This window comes from Hydrocarboniclastica marina (assembly GCF_004851605.1).
Lineage (GTDB): Bacteria > Pseudomonadota > Gammaproteobacteria > Pseudomonadales > Oleiphilaceae > Hydrocarboniclastica > Hydrocarboniclastica marina.
In genome coordinates this window covers 2139072-2158561 of record NZ_CP031093.1, presented here as the reverse complement: position 1 = coordinate 2158561, position 19490 = coordinate 2139072, and the positions used below count along the sequence as shown (strand labels likewise).

The following is a 19490-nucleotide window of genomic DNA, read 5'->3' as shown; positions in this document are numbered from 1 at the left end:
TCTCAGGGGCTGCGGCGAATATCAACAAAGAGCGTCAACTGGTCCCCAGGTTGCAAATACTGCTTCGGGTTGATCTCGTTCCAGCTGACAATATCGTTGACCTGAACGTTGTACCGGCTGGCTATCAGGTAGAGCGAGTCCCCGCTGCGTACCCGGTAGCCCACTTTACGGATCATGTCGCCGCGGTTCCCCGACATTGCAACCGAGTTTTGCCCGGCTTTCTTCCAGATAACGAGTTTCTGGCCAGGGAAGAGCGGGTCGCCTGGTGCCTTGCCGTTCCACTTGGCCAGGGCTTGCATGTCAACTTTGAACTGGCGCGCGATTTTCCAGAAGCTGTCACCCTTCTTTACCTGATACTCCACTTTGCTCCTGCCGTCGTTTGCCTGCCGGCTCTGCTTTGTCGCGAGCCTTTGTTCAGCGCTGAGCGTATAGGCTGACCCTGAGCTGCTGGCACGTGGGATCAGCAATCGCTGGCCCTCCCGTATGAGGTTGCCTTCTATTTCGTTGATCTCCTGGATTACGCCTGGGGTTGTATTGAATTTGCGGGCGATGCGTATGAGGGAGTCGCCGCTCTCGACCCGATAACTGGCCCAGTTCAGCCTTTTTTGAGGCGGTGTCTGGGCCAGTTTTGTGCGGAATTCAGCAGCACGTTCAGCCGGAACCAGCAGCCGGTGAGGGCCAGCGGGGTCGGTGGCCCAGCGGTTGAAAGCCGGATTCAGGAGGTAGAGCTCTTCCAGTTCCACATCGGCCAGTTTCGCCGCCTGGGCCAGATCAATCTGGGATCCAGTGTCAACCACCTCGAAATAAGGTTTGTCGGCCAGCGGCGGCAAGGTTATGCCATGCGCCTCGGGATTTCGGAATATCTCGGCCAGGGCAAGCAGCTTGGGCACGTATTCGCTGGTTTCCCGAGGCAGGTCGAGGTGCCAGTAATCCGTCGGCTGGTTGCGCGTGCGGTTGTAGCGAATGGCTTTTCTGACCGTGCCAGCGCCACTGTTGTAGGAGGCCAGGGCAAGGACCCAGTCGCCGTCGAACTGGCCCGACAGCCGCTCAAGATAGGAGAGCGCGGCGGCGGTCGAGTCAAGTACATCCCGACGGCCGTCTTTCCACCAGTTCTGGTTGAGATCGAAAACCCGACCCGTGGACGGGATGAACTGCCAGAGGCCAGCGGCGCGGCCATGCGAGTATGCGAACGGGTCAAAAGCGCTCTCAACAATCGGCAACAACGCGAATTCGCCGGGAACGTTGCGCGCTTCAACCTCATCGACAATATGGTGGAGGTAGCGACTGGCGCGGGCAACCGTTCGGTCTATGTAGGAGGGATGCTTTCGGTACCAGTCCAGCTGAGCTTTGACGCGCGGCTCTTCGAGGTCGACCGGCATATTGAGGTGCGTGCGCAGGCGGTGCCATATATCTGCCGGATCAGCGCTGTCAGACTGTACCTGTAACAGGCCATGCTCGAGCTGCGCACGGGCGTTCCTGGCCTGCGCTTTCAAGTCTGCGTCGATACTCTGGTCCAGCTCGGTGGTGCCGTTTCCCGTACCGCGGTTCACGGCTGTCCTGAGCTGGTCGTCGCCAGCCGAAATCACCTGCTGCTCTGAATCCAGCAACTCCGCTGCATCAGCCGAGGGCGAAGTATTATTGCCTGCGGGGAGAAACTGACAACCGGCAAGCGTTCCTGCAAGCAGGAAAGGGACCAGAATCAGCGATAGTCGGTTCTTCATAGAGGGGCATCACATCAATCGCCAGCGTTGGTATAACGCGGCGTTCAGTTTATAGGCGAGACGGTTGAAATATAGCAGCCGGCTGAAAAGTCGAAGTCTAGTCAACGGTTTACGTAACGGTCAATGTAAGGTTTCCGAGCTGACTACGCGGAATGGCCTCAGCTTCTGCATGGCTGTGTCACCCGTATGCCTGGCACAATCTGTTCACTGCAATCTGTTTACTGGAGTATGGACGTTACGGGAAAGATTTCCAGCCGAGCCAGGGTTCAACCCCGAAACTGGTCTTTCCAGAGACGTACCGCAGCGAAGATGGTTTCGGGCATCGCCGGATCGACACGAAGCCCGTGGTTGTAGCCAAATTCGATAGCGGCTTCACACACTGCCGGCGCGTCCCAGCGTATGAACGGGTTCACTTCTTTCTCCAGTTCCAGGCGGCCAGGAACGGTGGGCTGGTGCTGGTCCCGTTTCTGTTGGCAGTGAACCTGAAACTCAGAAAGTTTCTGGTTTTCAGGCTCAACCGCTTGGGCGAAGGCCAGGTTCGCCAGCGTATACTCATGGGCACAACAGACCAGCGTTTCGTCAGGAAGTGCCCGCAGTCGCGCAAGAGAACGTTGCATCTGTTCCGGGCTGCCCTCAAACAGGCGGCCGCAGCCGCCCACAAAGAGTGTATCGCCGCAGAATAAAACAGCTTGGTCCAGGCGCTCGTCCGCGCAGAAAAAAGCAATGTGATCGAGGGTATGCCCGGGAATCGCAATCACCCGAAACTCCAGGCCGTCCCAAACAGCGCTTTCGCTATCCTCCAGCTCAACGCTAACCTTTCCGCAGGGGGAATCGACAGGGCCGTAAACCGGGACCGGAAAGCGTTCTCTTAACTTGTCGATCCCACCGCTGTGGTCGAAGTGATGATGGGTGAGAAAAATGGCGTTAAGCTGCAGGTTATTCTGTTCCAGGTAGTCAAGCACCGGATCGGCCTCACCAGGGTCAACGATCAGCGCCTGGCCCTGGTCGTTACTCAAACACCAGATGTAGTTGTCGCTAAAAGCTGGAATGGGCTCCAGGCGAAAAGACATGGGTAACTCCTTGGCCGTCTACCGCAGGCGGAATTCCGGGGCTTTTCCGGGCTGGCCCGCGGCTGCATTATTAGGTGGTATCATAGGGCACAGTCCAACCGAACCCAAGGTGGGATGCTGGTTCAGCTTAATCGGATGTGGTTTGCCCGGGCGATAAGTGCTGTTGTTGCGGACCAAGTGCTTTTTTGTTCCGAACCAGGACGGACGCGGCCGATCGGGGGATTTCTTGCAATGGCAGCTATAAAGTTCGAGGCACTGTGCCTCAAGAATCAAGCGTTGTGCGAGCAACTGGATGGCTGGTTTGGGGCTCCTTTGGGAACTGCGCTGATCGAGTCAGAGCGTCGGGCGGTTGCTAAAATCACAAGCGATCTTTTTGGCTTCCGTCAGTTGGAAGTCGGCATTTCACCCTCGTTCAAAGTGGGATCGGTCGGCAACTTCGGTCACCGATTTTCCTCCGTTGGGACCTGGAGCAATGAACTGGGCGACGGCGAAGTGGTCTGCGCACCTGAAGAGCTGGCGCTTCCCAATGACTGCATCGATCTGGTCATACTTCATCACACCCTGGACTTTACTTCCCATCCCCATCAGGCTTTGCGCGAGGCCTCGCGTGTCCTGCGCGGTGGTGGCCACATGCTCATTATCGGTTTCAATCCGGTCAGCCTCTGGGGCTGGCGCAGGCTGGTGGCAAAAAGACCCACCGGGCCCTGGCGAGGCCGTTTTCTGTCCCGTGGCAGAATAGAAGACTGGCTGGAAGTCCTGGATTTCGTCGTGGAAGAAAAGCAGTTTGGCTTTTATCGGCCTCCGTTACACAGTCCCCGCCTTATCAACAGGTTGGCGGCGCTTGATCGGTTCTGCGACCGCCATAGTGTTCCCGGCGGTGCCTTCTACCTCATGGTTGCTGAAAAGCGGGTCGGGGCCAGGATTCGCCAGCGTCCGGCCTGGATCCGGAAGAACGTCATTGCAATGCCCGTTGCGAATCGCTCCCGGCCTGCACACTACCCAAAAGAACCGAGTCGCTAGTGTCCGGTCCGGACACTGTGGTCCCCATTGGGACCCAGGCTCGGCCCTATGCCTGATCGCATGCGCCCACGGCTCGATAAACGCCGGCCTTAAGCCATGCCGAACCGGTAGCGGGACCAACAGGAATCTGATTAATGCCAAAACAAGTCGTTATTTACTCCGATGGAGCCTGCAAAGGGAACCCCGGACCCGGGGGGTGGGGCGCTGTTCTCGAGTATGGAGACGCTCGCAAACTGCTCCATGGCGGTGAACTGGTCACCACGAACAATCGAATGGAGTTGATGGCGGCTATCGAGGCTTTGAAACAGTTACGCCGGCCTTGTCAGGTTGCGCTGTACACAGACTCGCAGTACATGCGCAAAGGCATTATGGAGTGGATGAAGAACTGGAAACGCAACGGCTGGCGGACTGCAGCCAAGAAGCCGGTCAAGAATGCTGATCTGTGGCAGCAGCTGGATGAATTGGCGGGACCACACGAGATCGCCTGGCACTGGGTAAAAGGGCATTCGGGTCATCCCGGCAATGACCTGGCCGACGAGCTGGCGAACAAAGGCGTAGACGAGGTACGTGCAAAAACCACCGCTCGCACAGGCTGAACTCTCTGCTACATTAATTCCGGCGGTTGACTCTACCTGAACAAAACCGCCCGTATGCGCACCATGCTCATCCCGACGACGAACGGAACATACCCGATGCGGCAAATTGTACTCGACACCGAAACCACTGGGCTCGATTTCCAGCAAGGCCACCGAATCATCGAAGTGGGCTGCGTGGAGCTGATTGAGCGAAAGCTAACCGGACGACATTTTCATGTGTATGTTAATCCGGGACGCGACGTGGACGACGGCGCCATCGAGGTTCATGGCATCACCAATGAGTTCCTTGCCGACAAGCCTCCATTTGCAACGGTCGCAGATGAGTTCTGGTCCTTCATCGAAGGTGCTGAGCTCATTATTCATAATGCCCCGTTTGATCTGGGCTTCATGGATTACGAGTTTGGCCTGCTTAACCGGGGCTTCAAGAAAACACGGGACGTGTGCCGGATAACCGACACCCTGGCGATGGCACGCAAGAAGCATCCCGGCCAGAAGAACAATCTGGACATCCTCTGCAAGCGATACGGCGTAGATAACGGCCACAGGGACCTGCACGGGGCCCTTCTCGATGCCGAAATACTAGCCGATGTGTACCTGGCCATGACCGGCGGCCAGACCGCCCTGTCGCTCGATGCCGGAAATACCGAGGAGGGCGCCGTCTCGGCCCTGCGTCGGGTTTCTTCCGAGCGAAAAAGGCTGCGGGTCATACGGCCCAGTATCGAAGAGCAAAAAGCCCATCAGGAAATGCTGGCAAAGATAGAGAAAGGTGGGGCCACACCGATCTGGAGAGGGCTTGAAAGCGCACCGGAAAGAGCCCCGGAAAGAGCCCCGGAGTAGGCTGCAGGCGCTCTCCGGGGCCGCTGATCGCAATCTAGAGGAAGAACTCGACCATGATAAACCCAGTCGCGCCCATAACGATGGCGTAGGGCAACGCCATGACGACCATTTTCCCGTAGGAAAGGCGCACCAGCGGAGCAATGGTCGAGGTCAGCAGAAAGAGAAACGCTGCCTGGCCATTTGGCGTCGCCACGCTGGGCAGATTCGTACCGGTGTTTATCGCAACCGCCAGCTTTTCGAAATGTTCCCGCGAAATCAGGCCCGCCTCGAAAACCTTCGTTACCTCGTCTATGTAAACCGTCGCCACAAAGACGTTGTCACTGATCGCGGAAAGCACGCCGTTGGCAAGAAACAGCATGCCCGGCTGGCGGTCGACCGGAAGACTAAGCACCAGGTCGATGATGCCCTGGAAAAGGTGCAGTTCGTGAATTACACCCACCACGGTGAAGAAGACGACCAGCAATGCGGTGAAAGGCAGCGACTCCTGAAATGCCTTGCCAATCTGATGTTCATCGACGATGCCGGTAAAGCTGGTGACCAAAACGATGACCATCAGGCCGATCAGCCCGACCTCTGCGACATGAAAAGCCAGACCAAGGATCAGCAGGACGGCAACCACCGCCTGAACGGCCAGGTTGCTGCGGTGCTGGAGGGTCATCTTGTTTTGTTCGGTGCGGGCGAAGTCTTCAAGAATTTTTCGAACCGCACGGGGCAGGCGTTCGCCGTAACCGAACACACGGGTCTTTTCCAACAGTACGCAGGTAGTGAGCCCCACGAGTAACGTCGGCAGCGATACGATCGCCATGTGCTTGAAAAACTCGACGAAGTCCCAGCCCAGCCGTTTTGCAATGATCAGGTTCTGTGGTTCGCCAACCTGGGTTGCCACGCCACCCAGGGCTGTTCCTACCGCCGCATGCATCAGCAAGCTGCGGAGAAAGGCTCTGAAGGATTCCAGGTCTGCCCGGTGCAGCTCCGTCACACCTTTATCTGTGCCGTAGTCGTAATTGGCCTGGCCGGTCTGTTCGGAAGCTACCTTATGGTAGACCGCGAAAAAGCCGACAGTAACGCTGATGACCACGGCAGTTACAGTGAGCGCATCGAGGAACGCTGAGAGGAAAGCAGCCGTTAATGAGAAAAACAGCGCAAGGGCTGATTTTGAGCGAATTCCTACCAGTATCTTAGTGAACGCGAACAGCAGCAGGTCTTTCATGAAGTAAATACCCGCTACCATGAATACAAGCAACAGGATGACTTCTATATTCTTCTGCACTTCCATGAAGACGGTGGCTGGGGCGACCATGCCGATGAGAACGGCTTCAATGGCGAGTAGGCCGCCCGGCTGCAGGGGATAACACTTAAGCGCCATAGCCAGGGTAAAGATGAACTCGACAATCAGCAGCCAGCCGGCGAGGAAGGGCTCAAGGGCAAAGACGATCGGATTTATAAAGAGAAAGAGCACGATAACCTGTTTATACCAGGCGGGCGCTTTACCAAGGAAGTTGGCAAAAATCGCCTGGGGATAAGTGGTGATCATTACGGGGTGTTCCTCTGAACTGATCGGTGATGGGCTGCGTAAATTACTTGAGGCCGGAAACATTGTCGATAATAGACTAAGATTTGAGAGTCGCACCCTTGAAGCGTCAAGTTCGGGGTGAATGCTTCGGAATAAACGTGCCGGGTGTACGTATTGCCGACCCTGTATTCGGCTAATAGCGGAGGGCAGGTGGATTTCATGGGGATTCGAGATTTTGTGTTATAAGTTAGGTGAGCTGAAACTTTGGTCGCGTTTTCCTGGGCGGATGTACCCCAGGCACATAACCACTCTCAACCGGCTGTTCCGGCGTGCACTCAGAACCCCGGATCGCGACCCCCGCCGGAGCGCTCAGCTTTCCAAACGCTCCGCTTACGATTCCCGGGCTCGCAGAGGATTTGTTGTGGAACCTGAGGCTTCACTTCTCCCAGGTTCTTCCAGTGCTCTCCCATGCAGATAGTCCCGTTGCGGGCCAGGTAAATCTGGCGTCTGTATTCGAGCGAATGACCGATCTGGCTAGAGGGTAACGTACCTTCGCCAAGACAATCAGGAAGCGTTTTTATATGGTCCAATCGTCAATAGCGACGAAATCGCAGTCCTTCGACCTGGTAAAAGGCGAGATAGAGAATACTATCCGCGAGGCGGAGCAGGGGCTGGAGCGCTTTCAGGAGAACCGCGAGAGCGGCGAAGACCTCCAGAACTGTGTTGATTTTCTGAATCAACTGCGGGGCATTTTTATTCTCGTCGAACTTCGCGGGGGTACCCTGTTATGCCAGGAAGCGGTCGGGCTCGCGAATGAGATACCCGTCGGTGCTGCCAACGACAAGAACCATCTGCTGACTGCGTTGAGTAATGCGCTTTTCACGTTACGTCGCTACATCGAATACTATCAGCGCGAACGGGCAGATCACCCCGAACTGTTGTTGCCGAGTATCAACGAGCTTCGTGAAGCGGGAAGGCAGAAGCCCTACGCAGATTCGTACTTTTTCGAGGCCGATCCGGAACGCCGGCCAGATTTTTGCGCGGTGTACCAGTTTAAAGCGCTGGAGCCTGCGACGGCCGAGGAGTTTAGGATTCATGCCCGGCGTTTCCGCCTCATGTACCAGATAGGGCTGTTGTGTCTTTTGCGCGATCGGAACCTTATCGTCGGCAAAAAGCTCATCGGGCGAGCTGCGATAGGCATGGCCCGCTTAAGTAACGGCGCGCCCATGGGGCAGGTCTGGTGTTTGGTAGCGACCGTTCTACAGGCAATGATTGATCGGGACATCGGTGCAGAAAAGCCCCGGAAACGGCTGTTGATGCGGCTTGAGCGCTACATTAAGGAGACCGCCGTAGTTGGCCGGAATGCGCTCGAGAAGGCGGCTCCTGATTCCCTCTACCGGGATCTTGTCTATATTCTGTTCCGCAGCGGTTCTGCCAATCCTGAAGTTCGCCAGGTTCTCGATGCCTATGGGATCGCTCCGGCAGAGCTGAGTGAACAGCAACTGCTGATGCGGCGCAGGCGCCTGTATGGCCCCGGTGCTGATGTGTTAAAGCCACTATCAGAAGCACTGCTGGAGGAGATCAACCAGCTCAAGGACAAGCTCGATATTATCGAGCGTGGAATCGATCCGGATGCGGGGGAGCTCGGAGCGATTGCCGGGTCGCTGGACCGTTTGAGTAATACGTTGCTGATACTCGATCTGACCAAGCTCAGTACGATAGCGGCCCAGGAGTCGGTCAAGCTGAAGCAGTGGAGCAAAGACAAACACATCCCCAACGAGACTGAACTGTACAGCGTGGCTGATGCCGTACTGGGAATAGAAGACGCCGCGAAACTCATGGTATCCCACGGCATCACCATGGACAGCGACCGGCTGGCCAAGACCGATCCAAAAGACGAAGTCAGCCTGTACGTGAGAGAGGCTCTTATAGTCGTTACGGATGAGGCGCGCGCGGCGTTGACGCTGGCAAAGAGAGCGATTACAGCGTTTCTTGAGTCAGATTTTGACCGCATGCACCTGGCCAATCTGCCGGGTACGCTCCGGAGTATCTGGGGCGGGCTCTTCATGCTTGAGGATCACGAAGCGGCAGAGGTGCTTGCCCGCGTTGCGCAAAGCATCGAAAGCGAACTGCTGGCCCGTGAGGGCAGTCCCTCCACCGCAGTGCTCGAAGCGCTGGCAGATGCACTGACGTCGCTGGAGTACTATATAGAAGGGCTGGGTAACGAAGGCGATCGCAACCCGGATCTGTTGAAACTTGCCCAGAGCTCACTGCAGGAAATCGGGCTTTAAGCAACCGTCGCCGACCAGGAAGCGTCTATGATGTCCGGAAGTGCCACGGTGTGGCTGTTTGTCGCGGCTGCTGTATTGACCCTCGCGGGCTTGCTTTTCTTTCTTCGCCCCCGGTGGCTGCTCGGCTGGCTGAAAGGAACGGCAGCCTTCAGTTTTATACTGCTGGGGGTTTTTCTTTTTCTGCTCGCGTGGGACCTCACCAGCTACTACCGATTAAGCCAGCAGGAAACAGTCGCCACAGTAACCATACGTCAGGCCGGACCTCAGCAATGGTCGCTGAGCCTCGCTTCTGAAGCGCTGCCCGGCGGTCGGCAGGCGTATCTCCTTGAAGGCGATCAGTGGCAGCTTGATGCACGCGTACTCCGGTTCTCCGGTCCGTTGCAGTGGCTGGGGCTGAAGCCGGCCTACAAGCTGGAGAGGTTAAGCGGGCGCTATATGGCGTTGGAAGAAGCCCGGAACAGAAGGCCGACGGTGCATGGCCTGGCAGGCGGCGGCTGGGTAGATTTTTGGGCGTTGGACCAGAAGCTGGAACTGCCTCTGGTTGAGAGCCAGTTCGGCAGTGCCACGTACATGCCCTTGCGCAACAATGCAATTTACAACGTGTTGTTGGGCCAGAACGGTATCAATGCTGTGGCTGTTAACGATGAAGCCAGGTCAGCGGTTTCTAACTGGCAGTGAAAACTTTTTCTGAGCATAAAAAAATCCCCGGGCCGAGACCCGGGGATTTTTTTTGCTGAAGCGATCAGTTAACGCTGAAGAGCTCGCCCAGCTTGGTCGCCAGCATCATGTCGCCTTCGGCGCGAAGCTGGCCGGCCATGAACGCCTGCATGCCGTCAGTCTCACCGCTGACGATACCGTTCAGCGTCTCGGAGTTCATGATCAGGGTGACAGACGGATCAGGGTGTGGGCCGTCTTTGAGGTCGCAGGTACCATCCTTGATGATCAGGTGGTAGGGCTGGTCATCTTCGATGTCGAACTGGAAGACCAGATCCAGACCAGCAGCTGCCTCAGGATTGAAGTTCTTTTCCATCTGTTCAAACGTGTTTCTCACGGACATACTCTGTTCCTTCTTCCAGGATGACTTTCAGCGAACCCCGGCCCATCTCGAAGAGCGGGGAAGACGGGCACTGCCTCAGTAAGCGCATTGGTAATGCTTAATCGGTACATGCCGTCAAAACGTGCGCGTAAAACCTGCCTGACTTTAGGGGCGACGGTGCGTAGTGTCAAGCTCGATCAAACGCTTGTTTTAATATTGTGACGAACTGAACAGGGAGCACGGCCCAAAAAGCCTTCCAGGCTGGTATGCTGCGGGGTTTGCGGACCTGTCTGCAGTCGGGTTTGTTTTAACATGGCGGTAGGAGAACACATTGGAGTTTCTGACTGACTACGGTCTTTTTCTGGCCAAGGCTGTGACGATAGTAGCGGCGGTTCTTGTGGTTATCATTGCGCTGGTCTCGGTGACCCAGCGTAGCCGGCACCGGCATCAGGATGGCGAAATACGCGTCGAGCGACTTAACGACAAGTTCGACAGTATGAAGAAAGCCGTTCAGCACAAAATGCTGGCAGCGCACGAGCGCAAAGCGTGGCTCAAGCGGCAAAAGAAAGACGAAAAGCAGAAGCGCAAAAGCGCGAAGTCGAGCGAGAACGCCAGTGATCAGGATCTGAGACCTCGCGTATTTGTGCTGGATTTCAACGGCGACATCAAGGCCAGTGACACCCGTAGCCTCCGGCAGTGCATCAGTGCTGTACTTGCGGTCGCCAGACCTGACACCGACCGCGTCGTTGTAAAGCTTGAGAGCGGTGGTGGACTGGTTCATGCCTATGGACTGGCGGCGGCTCAACTGGACCGCATACGTCAGGCAAAACTGCCGCTTACGGCCTGTGTTGACAAGGTCGCTGCCAGTGGCGGTTATATGATGGCCTGTGTGGCGGACCGTATAGTAGCCTCACCCTTTGCGGTGGTGGGCTCTATCGGTGTTGTGGCCCAGTTACCCAACTTTCACCGGCTTCTGAAGAAGCATGATGTCGACTATGAGGTTCTCACTGCTGGCGAGCACAAGCGGACGCTCACTGTGTTTGGCGAAAACACAGAGAAAGGTAGGGAGAAGTTTCTGGATGATCTGCAGGACACCCATACGCTGTTCAAACAATACGTCGCTGAACGCAGGCCCGCAGTTGCAATAGATGAGGTGGCGACTGGCGACATCTGGTTTGGCCAGCGTGCCCTCGAAGTTTCGCTGGTCGACGAGTTGATGACATCAGACCAGTATCTCATCGAAGCGTGCGCGGCTGCGGACGTCTATAAAGTCAGCTACGAACGGCATCACAGTCTGTCCGAAAAGATCGGTATTGGCGTCAGTGCTGGAGCCGAGAAGCTATTTCTGGGAATGGCGGAGCTAGTCCGGGGCGGCCGTTTTGGCGGGTAGTTTCCCGGCTGACTGTCCGGCCCGGATAAATCGAAATTTTTAAGGGAGAAAACGTATGGCTGATTTCAAGGCATGGCGAGTATTTGAAGAGGACGGCAAATTCGCTGGCCGTATCACCCCCCAGAGCTTTGGTGATCTGCCGGAAGGCGATGTTCTGATTCGGGTGGATCACTCCTCACTGAACTTCAAAGATGCGCTTTCCGCCAGCGGCAATAAAGGGGTGACCCGTAACTTTCCCCACACACCCGGCATCGACGCGGCGGGGGAGGTGGTTGAGTCTGCTTCAAACGACTTACCCAAAGGCAGCCATGTGATCGTCACCGGTTATGACCTGGGCATGGAAACCGACGGCGGCTTCGGGCAGTACATTCGTGTACCGCGCGGCTGGTGTGTGCAAATGCCGACAGGCTGGGACAGCCGCACCGCCATGGTTTATGGTACCGCTGGGCTTACCGCCGCGCTCTGCGTCAATAAGCTGATAGAGGCAGGGCTGGCAAAAGGCCAGGGGCCAGTATTGGTGACGGGCGCCAGCGGGGGGGTTGGTAGTGTCGCGGTTGAGTTGCTGACCAGTCAGGGTTTCGATGTGGTGGCGGTCAGCGGTAAGCCTGACCAGGCCGACGCGCTAAAGAAGCATGGTGCTGTCCGGATCGAGGGCAGGGAGTTTCTGGAGGAGACGAAAAAACCGGTACTCAAGCCGGAGTTCGCGGGCGCTGTCGATACGGTTGGCGGCCCCCCATTGGCTGAGATTATCAAGCGGCTGATGCCAGGTGGAAGTGTTGCTGCTTGCGGCCTCGCGGCGGGGACTGGTATCCCGACGGCTGTGTTTCCCTTTATCCTCCGGGGCGTGAACCTGCTGGGGGTAGACTCGGTTGAAATTCCACTATCGCGAAAAGAGAGCATGTGGAAGAAACTGTCGGGGGAGTGGCGTTGTCCCATCAGCGAAGAAGATGCCCGCGTGATCGGGATGGATCAACTGCAGGACGCGCTTTCAGCGTTCCTTAAAGGCGAAGCACACGGCCGTGTAGTGCTGGCGCATGACCACGCCTAGTCCCGCCGGTATTTAGCCGGCAAGGCTGGTGCCTGGCGGGAAGCGTAATTAACGCTCCGCCGCCTTCTGCAGTGAGCGGAAGAGGCGGAGCTCATTCGTGGTCAGAAGCGTCTGCGAAAGAGCGGATCCTGCTGGTCGAAGGCCGCCTGGTAGCTGTCGCCGAAAACCGACAGATTCGCCTGTGCTTTCGCCACGTCTTTGTCCGCTCGCAGTTTAAAGGTGTCGAACCCGCAGCGCTTCATGTAGAAAAGCTGGTCCAGTAACACGTCGCCTATCGCGCGCAGTTCGTTGGGGAAATGGTAGCGTTCGCGTAGCAGGCGAGCGATGCTATAGCCCCGCCCATCCGTAAACTTGGGAAAATTCACGGCGATGATGGGAACGGACTGGCATTCTTCACCCAGCATCTCCGGCTCATCACTGCTGTCGAACCATATACCGATATTCTTGTCACCCGACACAGAGCTACGGTTGTCCAGCCACCACGACAATGGAACGATCACTGATCCCCCATCAGGTTTGACCGCGCTGTCGTCATCAGTCTGCTCAACCAGTTTCCATTTGTCTTCAGCGACCGTCCCGTCACGTAGAATCACGTTATGCATGGGCCGGTTCCTTGTCGTAAACGCGCTGCTTGAACGGCTCTATGCCGAGGCGGCGATAGGTGTCTATGAAGCGCTCTTCTTCGGTCCGGTTCTCGACGTAGACGTTGATGATCTTTTCTACCACATCGTCCATGTCGTCCCGTGCAAAGGAGGGGCCGAGAATCTTGCCGACTTCAGCATCCCGCTGGGATGAGCCGCCTAGCGACACCTGGTAAAACTCCAGACCCTTCTTGTCGACCCCGAGTACGCCTATGTTGCCGACATGGTGATGACCACAGGCGTTCATGCACCCTGAAATGTTGAGTTCGATCTCGCCCAGATCATGAATATAGTCGAGGTTGTCAAATCGACGCTGGATCATTTCCGCTACGGGGATAGACTTGGCGTTGGCCAGGGCGCAATAGTCGCCACCGGGGCAGCAAATGATGTCGGTTAGCAACCCGAGGTTCGCCGTCGCAAAGCCCAGCGGGCGGATAGCCTGCCACAGATCGTACAGATCGCGTTGGGGCACATCGGCCAGGACGACGTTCTGATGATGGGTAGTCCTGACTTCTCCGAAGCTATACTGATCGGCCAGATCGGCGATGCGCTCAAGCTGCTTGTCAGTAATGTCCCCTGGGGGCACACCGGTTTTCTTGACTGTCAGCGTTACTATCGCGTAGCCGGGTTTTTTATGTGGCTGAACGTTGCGCGAGAGCCACTTGGAGAACTCATTATCCGTCGTACGCTTGTCGCTGAGTTCGCCTGGCCCGTCGGTGAGCTGCTCATAAGCGGGCTCCCGGAAATAGGTCTTGTACCGTGCAACCGCTTCAGGTGTCAGCCGGGTGCGGGATTCGCGCACGGCTTCCCACTCCTGCTCGACTTTTCCGGCGAAGACTTCAGCACCGAGGGCCTTCACCAGGATCTTGATGCGGGCCTTGAACTTATTGTCGCGGCGACCGTAGCGGTTATATACCCGCACGATGGACTCGAGGTAAGTCAGTAGGTCCAGTTCAGGCAGGAAGTCCCGGATGATCGGTCCAACCATCGGTGTCCGGCCGAGACCACCGCCTGCGTATATGCGGAATCCACGCTCGCCATTTTCGTTACGCACCAGCTCGACGCCGATGTCATGCACCTGCACCGCAGCCCGATCCAGATCAGGGCAGGCGTTAACGGCAATCTTGAACTTCCGTGGCAGATACGCGAACTCAGGGTGAAATGTCGACCATTGGCGGATAATCTCGCAGTAGGGCCTGGGGTCTTCCAGTTCATCCGGATTTACGCCAGCAAACTCATCAGTGGTGGTGTTGCGGATGCAGTTGCCGCTGGTCTGGTTCGCATGCATTTCAACATCGAGCAGGTCCTGCAGGATGTCGGGGACATCATCGACCGCAGGCCAGTTGAGCTGAATATTCTGACGGGTCGTGACGTGGGCGTAGCCCTTGTCGTAATCGCGGGTGATACGGGCAAGCTGCCTCAATTGCCGGGATGAGAGCGTGCCGTAGGGCACGGCAATGCGAAGCATGGGTGCCAGGCGCTGAATATAGAGGCCGTTCTGAAGCCTTAACGGCAGCATCTCTTCCTCAGAGAGTTCGCCGTTTCTCCAGCGTTGTACCTGCTCCCGAAACTGATTAACCCGATCCTGCTGGATCCGACGGTCATAGTCGTCGTATAAATACATAAGACGAAAACCTGCCTGAATTGCTGATGTCGCGACGAATTGGTAGCACTGCCGCTTAGACGAAGACCTTCCATGCGGTTTAAACTGCATGTCCCTGGCTTGACCAGTGATAGTCAGCTACGGGTACGGTCATTTTGGGCGTCAATTTACCATTGGCGCGTTATGCTTAAAATGATTATTTGATGATATGCTCATAACCGCTGGCTATTGCATTTTAACGGTGCCAAATGAGTTGTCGGTCTAAAGCGCCGTTCGAGTGGTGCGCAAATTACCGTTCCATGCTGTATCTTTAACGTCTGATGCTGATTACCTGATCCGAGGAGCAAATGTTCATGAGTAAGCCAAATCCTGAGAACGATTCCCTGGTTGACGCATTCGCGGCTTCTGCTTTTATTCTGCTTTGCGTTGCGTTCGCCGTGGCCTGGGTTGCACATCAGTAAGTATTGGATTGCTGTCCCGTCTGCTGGCCGCTCGCACTGGAACGCGTCATGGCGCTGACAGTTGGACTACGTCAGTTGGCGCACAGCCAACCATGGGTTTTAAACCCCCGCGATTGATTGGCTTAACACAGCGCTGTAGTTGAGATTCCCCGCCGCGTGATGCCCTCAGGGAACGACCAGGCTCACGATCAGTATCAGGCCGGCGACAAACAGCGCCGTAAAGATGATGCCGCCGACAATGAAAGGCAGAGGGCTGTGACTGGCAAAGTCCTCTTCTTGCCGCTGGCTTTTCTGAACGCCCAGGGCGCCGGCCAGCACGCTCCTGACTACCTGCCAGAATGTTGCCTTGCGTCTTTGCGGAGCAGGGCTCCCGTCCTTATCTGCTGTCATCAAAACCTCACTGCCGTCAGCAATAAAACCGCTGTATGTGAAAACCCTGATTTCAGGCAAGGTAGCGGATTACTCGTCGGGATCATAGGACAGGCTGGGCGCAAGCCACCGCTCTATCGTTGCGATTGAATCACCCCGGCGCTTTGCGTAGTCCTCGACCTGGTCACGGCCGATCCGACCGACCGCGAAATACTTTGACTCCGGATGCGCGAAGTACCAACCGGAGACCGATGCTGCTGGCTGCATCGCAAAGTGCTCTGTCAATTCCATGCCGACGCTTTTGGGTGCATCGAGCAGTTCGAAAAGCGATGCTTTTTCCGTGTGGTCCGGGCATGCCGGATAGCCAGGCGCCGGGCGAATACCCTGGTACTTTTCCTTGACCAGTGCTTCAGTATCCAGCGATTCGTCAGGGCGGTAGCCCCAGTATTCCTTGCGCACATCCTCGTGCAGTCGCTCGGCGAAGGCCTCAGCGAGACGGTCGGCCAGCGCTTTGACCATGATCGCGTTGTAGTCATCATGGCGGGATTCAAATTCCTTGACCAGCTTGTCGGCTCCCAGCCCGGCCGTTACCGCGAACCCACCAATGTAGTCCTTCAGCCCCGACGACTTGGGCGCCACGTAATCGCTCAGAGCCTGCAGGGGTTTGTTGGGCGACTTATCGTCCTGTTGGCGCAAATGGTGCAGCCGCGTCAGTACCTGTTCACGGCTTTCATCGGTATAGACCTCGATATCATCGCCGACCGCGTTGGCAGGCCAGAAACCGAAGACAGCATTGGCCTGTAGAAGCTTCTCATCGACGATGCGGCGCAGCAGTGCCTGAGCTTCGTCGAAAAGTGTCCGGGCCGCTTCCCCTCGTTTCGGGTCATCGAAGATTTTCGGGTACTTGCCTGAGATATCCCAGGCGATAAAAAAAGGTGTCCAGTCGATGTAGGGCAACAGCTCTTCCAGGTCGTAGTTTTTCAGTACCCGGGTGCCAGTGAATTTGGGCGTGGGGGGCTGATACCCGGACCAGTCCAGGTCTGTCGCCCGTTCCCGTGCCTTGTCGAGGCTGACGATCTTGGTGCGCTCAGTACGATTTTTACGGCGCTCCCTTATTTCCTCGTAGTCCTTGCGGGTTGCCTCGATGAGCTCGGGCTTGAGTTTGGTGCTGATCAGCCTGGACGCGACGTTCACGCTCCGCGAAGCGTCCGGGACGTAGATGGTGAGATCGTTCTTGAACTGAGGCTCAATCTTTACGGCTGTATGGGCCTTGGATGTCGTCGCGCCACCGATCATCAGGGGGATTTTGAAGTCGAGCCGCTGCATCTCCTTGGCAACGTGGACCATCTCGTCCAGCGACGGCGTGATAAGGCCGCTCAGACCAATGATGTCGACGTTCTCCTCCCGCGCTTTATCGAGTATGCGGTCGCACGGGACCATCACGCCCATGTCGATCACTTCGTAGTTGTTGCACTGCAGCACCACCCCGACAATGTTTTTGCCGATGTCGTGCACGTCGCCCTTAACGGTGGCCATAAGGATTTTCCCCTTGGCTTGCTGGCCCGCACTTTTCTCGGCTTCGATGTAGGGGATGAGATGCGCCACGGACTGTTTCATGACCCGGGCGCTTTTTACAACCTGGGGAAGGAACATCTTGCCATCGCCAAACAGGTCGCCGACCACGTTCATGCCATCCATGAGCGGCCCTTCAATCACCTCGATGGGGTGGGGCGCAGCCAGTCGGGCTTCTTCTGTGTCCTCAATAATGAACTTGGTGATGCCTTTGACCAGGGAGTGCTCAAGTCGTTTGTTGACAGGCCACTCGCGCCAGGCCAGGTCCTCCTCCTGAACGCGACCGCCCTTGTGCTTGTAGCGCTCCGCGATCTCGAGCATTCGGTCAGTGCCGTCCTCGCGTCTGTTGAGGACAATGTCCTCCACATGCTCTTTGAGCTCAGCGTCTATATCGTCATAGATAACCAGTTGGCCGGGGTTGACGATACCCATGTTCATACCGGCCTTGACGGCGTGATACAGAAAGACTGAGTGGATAGCCTCGCGGACCGAGTCATTACCCCGGAACGAGAATGAAACATTGCTTACGCCGCCGGAAATGGACGCATACGGCAGGTTTTCGCGGATCCACTGGGTGGCTTCGATGAAATCCACCGCGTAGTTGTTGTGTTCTTCTATTCCCGTGGCGATCGCAAAAATATTGGGGTCGAAAATAATATCCTGGGGCGGGAAGCCAATGTCTACCAGCAGGTCGTAGGAGCGCTTACAGATTTCAGTTTTGCGCTTGTAGGTGTCTGCCTGGCCGTCCTCGTCGAAGGCCATGACGACCACGGCAGCACCGTAACGCATGCAGCGTCGGGCCCGGGACAGAAACTCAGCTTCGCCTTCCTTGAGACTGATCGAGTTGACGACCGCCTTGCCCTGCACACACGCCAGCCCGGCTTCAATGACCTCCCACTTGGAAGAGTCGATCATGATCGGTACACGGGAAATATCAGGTTCGGATCCTACGAGATTGAGGAACTGCACCATGACATCACGGGAGTCGAGCATGCCCTCATCCATGTTGATATCGATGATCTGGGCACCGTTATCAACCTGTTCCCGGGCTACGGAGAGCGCCTCTTCGTATTGGCGCTCCTTGATCAGCCGTAAGAAACGCTTTGAACCCGTGACGTTGGTCCGCTCGCCCACGTTGATGAAGACGATGTTGTCTTCCGCCGTGAACGGCTCGAGGCCGGAGAGGCGCAGCCGGGGTTCGATGGTCGGGATTTTCCGTGGCGCATACCGGGCCATTGCGTTGGCGATGGCTTCGATATGCTCGGGGCGGGAGCCACAGCAGCCCCCCATGATGTTGATGAAACCGTCGCGGGCGAAGCCTTCGACGATCTCAGCCATCTCCTCGGGTGTCTGATCGTACTCGCCAAACTCGTTGGGTAGCCCGGCGTTTGGATGTGCGCTGACATAGGTGTCAGCGCATCGGGACAACTCCTCCACATAGGGGCGCAGCGCATCGGCACCAAGCGCGCAGTTGAGCCCAACGCTTAGTGGCTTACCGTGGCTTATGGAGTTCCAGAAAGCTTCTGTCGTCTGTCCCGACAGCGTGCGGCCCGAGGCGTCCGTGATCGTGCCGGAAATCATCAGTGGCAGCTCAATCCCGCTGTCTTCAAAGTACTGCTGCGCCGCGAATATGGCCGCCTTTGCGTTCAGGGTATCGAAAATGGTCTCGATCAGGATGAGATCAGAGCCGCCCTCAGCAAGAGCCTGTATAGCCTCGTAATAGTTCTCAACGAGTTCCGCGAAGCTGGTGTTGCGAAAACCGGGATTGTTCACGTCGGGGGAGAGCGACGCCGTGCGCGACGTTGGGCCGACTGCACCTGCGACAAAACGGGGCTTGGACGGATCCTTGCGCGTGTATTCGTCAGCTACCTCCCGGGCCAGTTGCGCAGAGACCTTGTTGAGCTCTGGTACCAGGTCTTCCATCTGATAATCAGACTGCGAAACCCGGGTTGAATTGAAAGTATTGGTTTCGATGATGTCGGCGCCGGCATCCAGGTACTGGCGGTGCAGGTCCTTGATCAGCTCGGGCTGGGTCAGGTTTAACAGATCATTGTTACCCTTTACCTCTTGCGCGATATCAGCGAAGCGTTCGCCTCGAAACGCATCCTCGTCAAGCTCGCACGACTGGATCATGGTCCCCATGGCCCCGTCCAGAATCAGGATGCGCTCCTTGATTGCGTTATGGAGGGCTTTGAGGCGTTGGTCAAGATCAGACATAGCGCGATTCTTCCTAGTGTGGATCCCCGGAGACTGGGCTTGTATCAGCCAGCGCATGGCCGGTGTTCTTTTAGAGGGCGGGATAATAGCAAAAACCGGCTCTAG

At 56.6% G+C, this 19490-nt stretch carries 15 protein-coding genes; 7 read left to right on the top strand and 8 right to left on the bottom strand.

Features of this window, described 5'->3' with window-relative positions; all coding sequences use genetic code 11:
• Positions 1 to 2: 2 nt before the first annotated feature.
• Entirely contained in the window at positions 3 to 1721 is a 1719-nt protein-coding gene (locus tag soil367_RS09660) for a LysM peptidoglycan-binding domain-containing protein (RefSeq protein WP_136548907.1), read from the bottom strand.
• 266 nt (positions 1722 to 1987) lie between these two features.
• Positions 1988 to 2791, bottom strand: a complete 804-nt coding sequence (gloB, locus tag soil367_RS09655) for a hydroxyacylglutathione hydrolase (RefSeq protein WP_172962314.1) — start codon at positions 2789 to 2791, stop codon at positions 1988 to 1990.
• 231 nt (positions 2792 to 3022) lie between these two features.
• Between gloB and soil367_RS09650 the strand changes: the two genes are divergently transcribed.
• The 3 genes from soil367_RS09650 (at position 3023) to dnaQ (ending at position 5244) form a co-directional block, all read left to right on the top strand.
• Positions 3023 to 3811, top strand: coding sequence for a class I SAM-dependent methyltransferase (locus soil367_RS09650; RefSeq protein WP_172962313.1), 789 nt, complete (start codon positions 3023 to 3025; stop codon positions 3809 to 3811).
• Between the two features lie 134 nt (positions 3812 to 3945).
• Complete coding sequence (gene rnhA, locus soil367_RS09645; RefSeq protein ID WP_136548905.1) at positions 3946 to 4407, top strand: ribonuclease HI; 462 nt, start codon at positions 3946 to 3948, stop codon at positions 4405 to 4407.
• A gap of 96 nt (positions 4408 to 4503) precedes the next feature.
• Positions 4504 to 5244, top strand: coding sequence for a DNA polymerase III subunit epsilon (dnaQ, locus tag soil367_RS09640; RefSeq protein ID WP_136548904.1), 741 nt, complete (start codon positions 4504 to 4506; stop codon positions 5242 to 5244).
• A gap of 34 nt (positions 5245 to 5278) precedes the next feature.
• Here the strand turns inward: dnaQ and nhaB are convergent, their stop codons facing one another.
• Positions 5279 to 6778, bottom strand: a complete 1500-nt coding sequence (nhaB, locus tag soil367_RS09635) for a sodium/proton antiporter NhaB (protein WP_136548903.1) — start codon at positions 6776 to 6778, stop codon at positions 5279 to 5281.
• Between the two features lie 560 nt (positions 6779 to 7338).
• On the opposite strand from nhaB, the gene soil367_RS09630 reads away from it, so the two are divergent.
• Both soil367_RS09630 and soil367_RS09625 read left to right on the top strand, forming a co-directional pair.
• The gene (locus tag soil367_RS09630; protein ID WP_136548902.1) at positions 7339 to 9048 is read left to right on the top strand and encodes a FimL-related protein; all 1710 of its coding nucleotides are present in this window, start codon (positions 7339 to 7341) and stop codon (positions 9046 to 9048) included.
• Positions 9049 to 9075: 27 nt separating this feature from the next.
• A complete protein-coding gene (locus tag soil367_RS09625; RefSeq protein WP_136548901.1) occupies positions 9076 to 9726 on the top strand; it encodes a multidrug transporter in 651 nt (216 codons plus the stop codon).
• A 64-nt stretch (positions 9727 to 9790) separates the two neighbouring features.
• Here the strand turns inward: soil367_RS09625 and soil367_RS09620 are convergent, their stop codons facing one another.
• A complete protein-coding gene (locus tag soil367_RS09620) occupies positions 9791 to 10105 on the bottom strand; it encodes an SCP2 sterol-binding domain-containing protein (protein ID WP_136548900.1) in 315 nt (104 codons plus the stop codon).
• A gap of 310 nt (positions 10106 to 10415) precedes the next feature.
• On the opposite strand from soil367_RS09620, the gene sohB reads away from it, so the two are divergent.
• On the top strand, positions 10416 to 11474 hold the full coding sequence (gene sohB, locus soil367_RS09615; protein WP_136548899.1) for a protease SohB: 1059 nt from the start codon (positions 10416 to 10418) through the stop codon (positions 11472 to 11474).
• A 55-nt stretch (positions 11475 to 11529) separates the two neighbouring features.
• Positions 11530 to 12522 (top strand): YhdH/YhfP family quinone oxidoreductase, encoded by a 993-nt coding sequence (locus soil367_RS09610; RefSeq protein ID WP_136548898.1) that lies wholly within the window; start codon positions 11530 to 11532, stop codon positions 12520 to 12522.
• 101 nt (positions 12523 to 12623) lie between these two features.
• On the opposite strand, the gene soil367_RS09605 is transcribed toward soil367_RS09610, so the two are convergent.
• From soil367_RS09605 to metH, 4 genes are all read right to left on the bottom strand, one after another.
• Positions 12624 to 13124, bottom strand: a complete 501-nt coding sequence (locus soil367_RS09605; protein ID WP_136548897.1) for a DUF934 domain-containing protein — start codon at positions 13122 to 13124, stop codon at positions 12624 to 12626.
• The gene (locus soil367_RS09600; RefSeq protein WP_136548896.1) at positions 13117 to 14787 is read right to left on the bottom strand and encodes a nitrite/sulfite reductase; all 1671 of its coding nucleotides are present in this window, start codon (positions 14785 to 14787) and stop codon (positions 13117 to 13119) included. The genes soil367_RS09605 and soil367_RS09600 overlap by 8 nt, the downstream gene beginning before the upstream one ends.
• A gap of 605 nt (positions 14788 to 15392) precedes the next feature.
• Positions 15393 to 15617: a DUF2970 domain-containing protein gene (locus soil367_RS09595; RefSeq protein ID WP_136548895.1), complete on the bottom strand. Its 225-nt coding sequence runs from the start codon at positions 15615 to 15617 to the stop codon at positions 15393 to 15395.
• A gap of 69 nt (positions 15618 to 15686) precedes the next feature.
• The gene (metH, locus tag soil367_RS09590; RefSeq protein ID WP_136548894.1) at positions 15687 to 19385 is read right to left on the bottom strand and encodes a methionine synthase; all 3699 of its coding nucleotides are present in this window, start codon (positions 19383 to 19385) and stop codon (positions 15687 to 15689) included.
• Positions 19386 to 19490 lie beyond the last annotated feature (105 nt).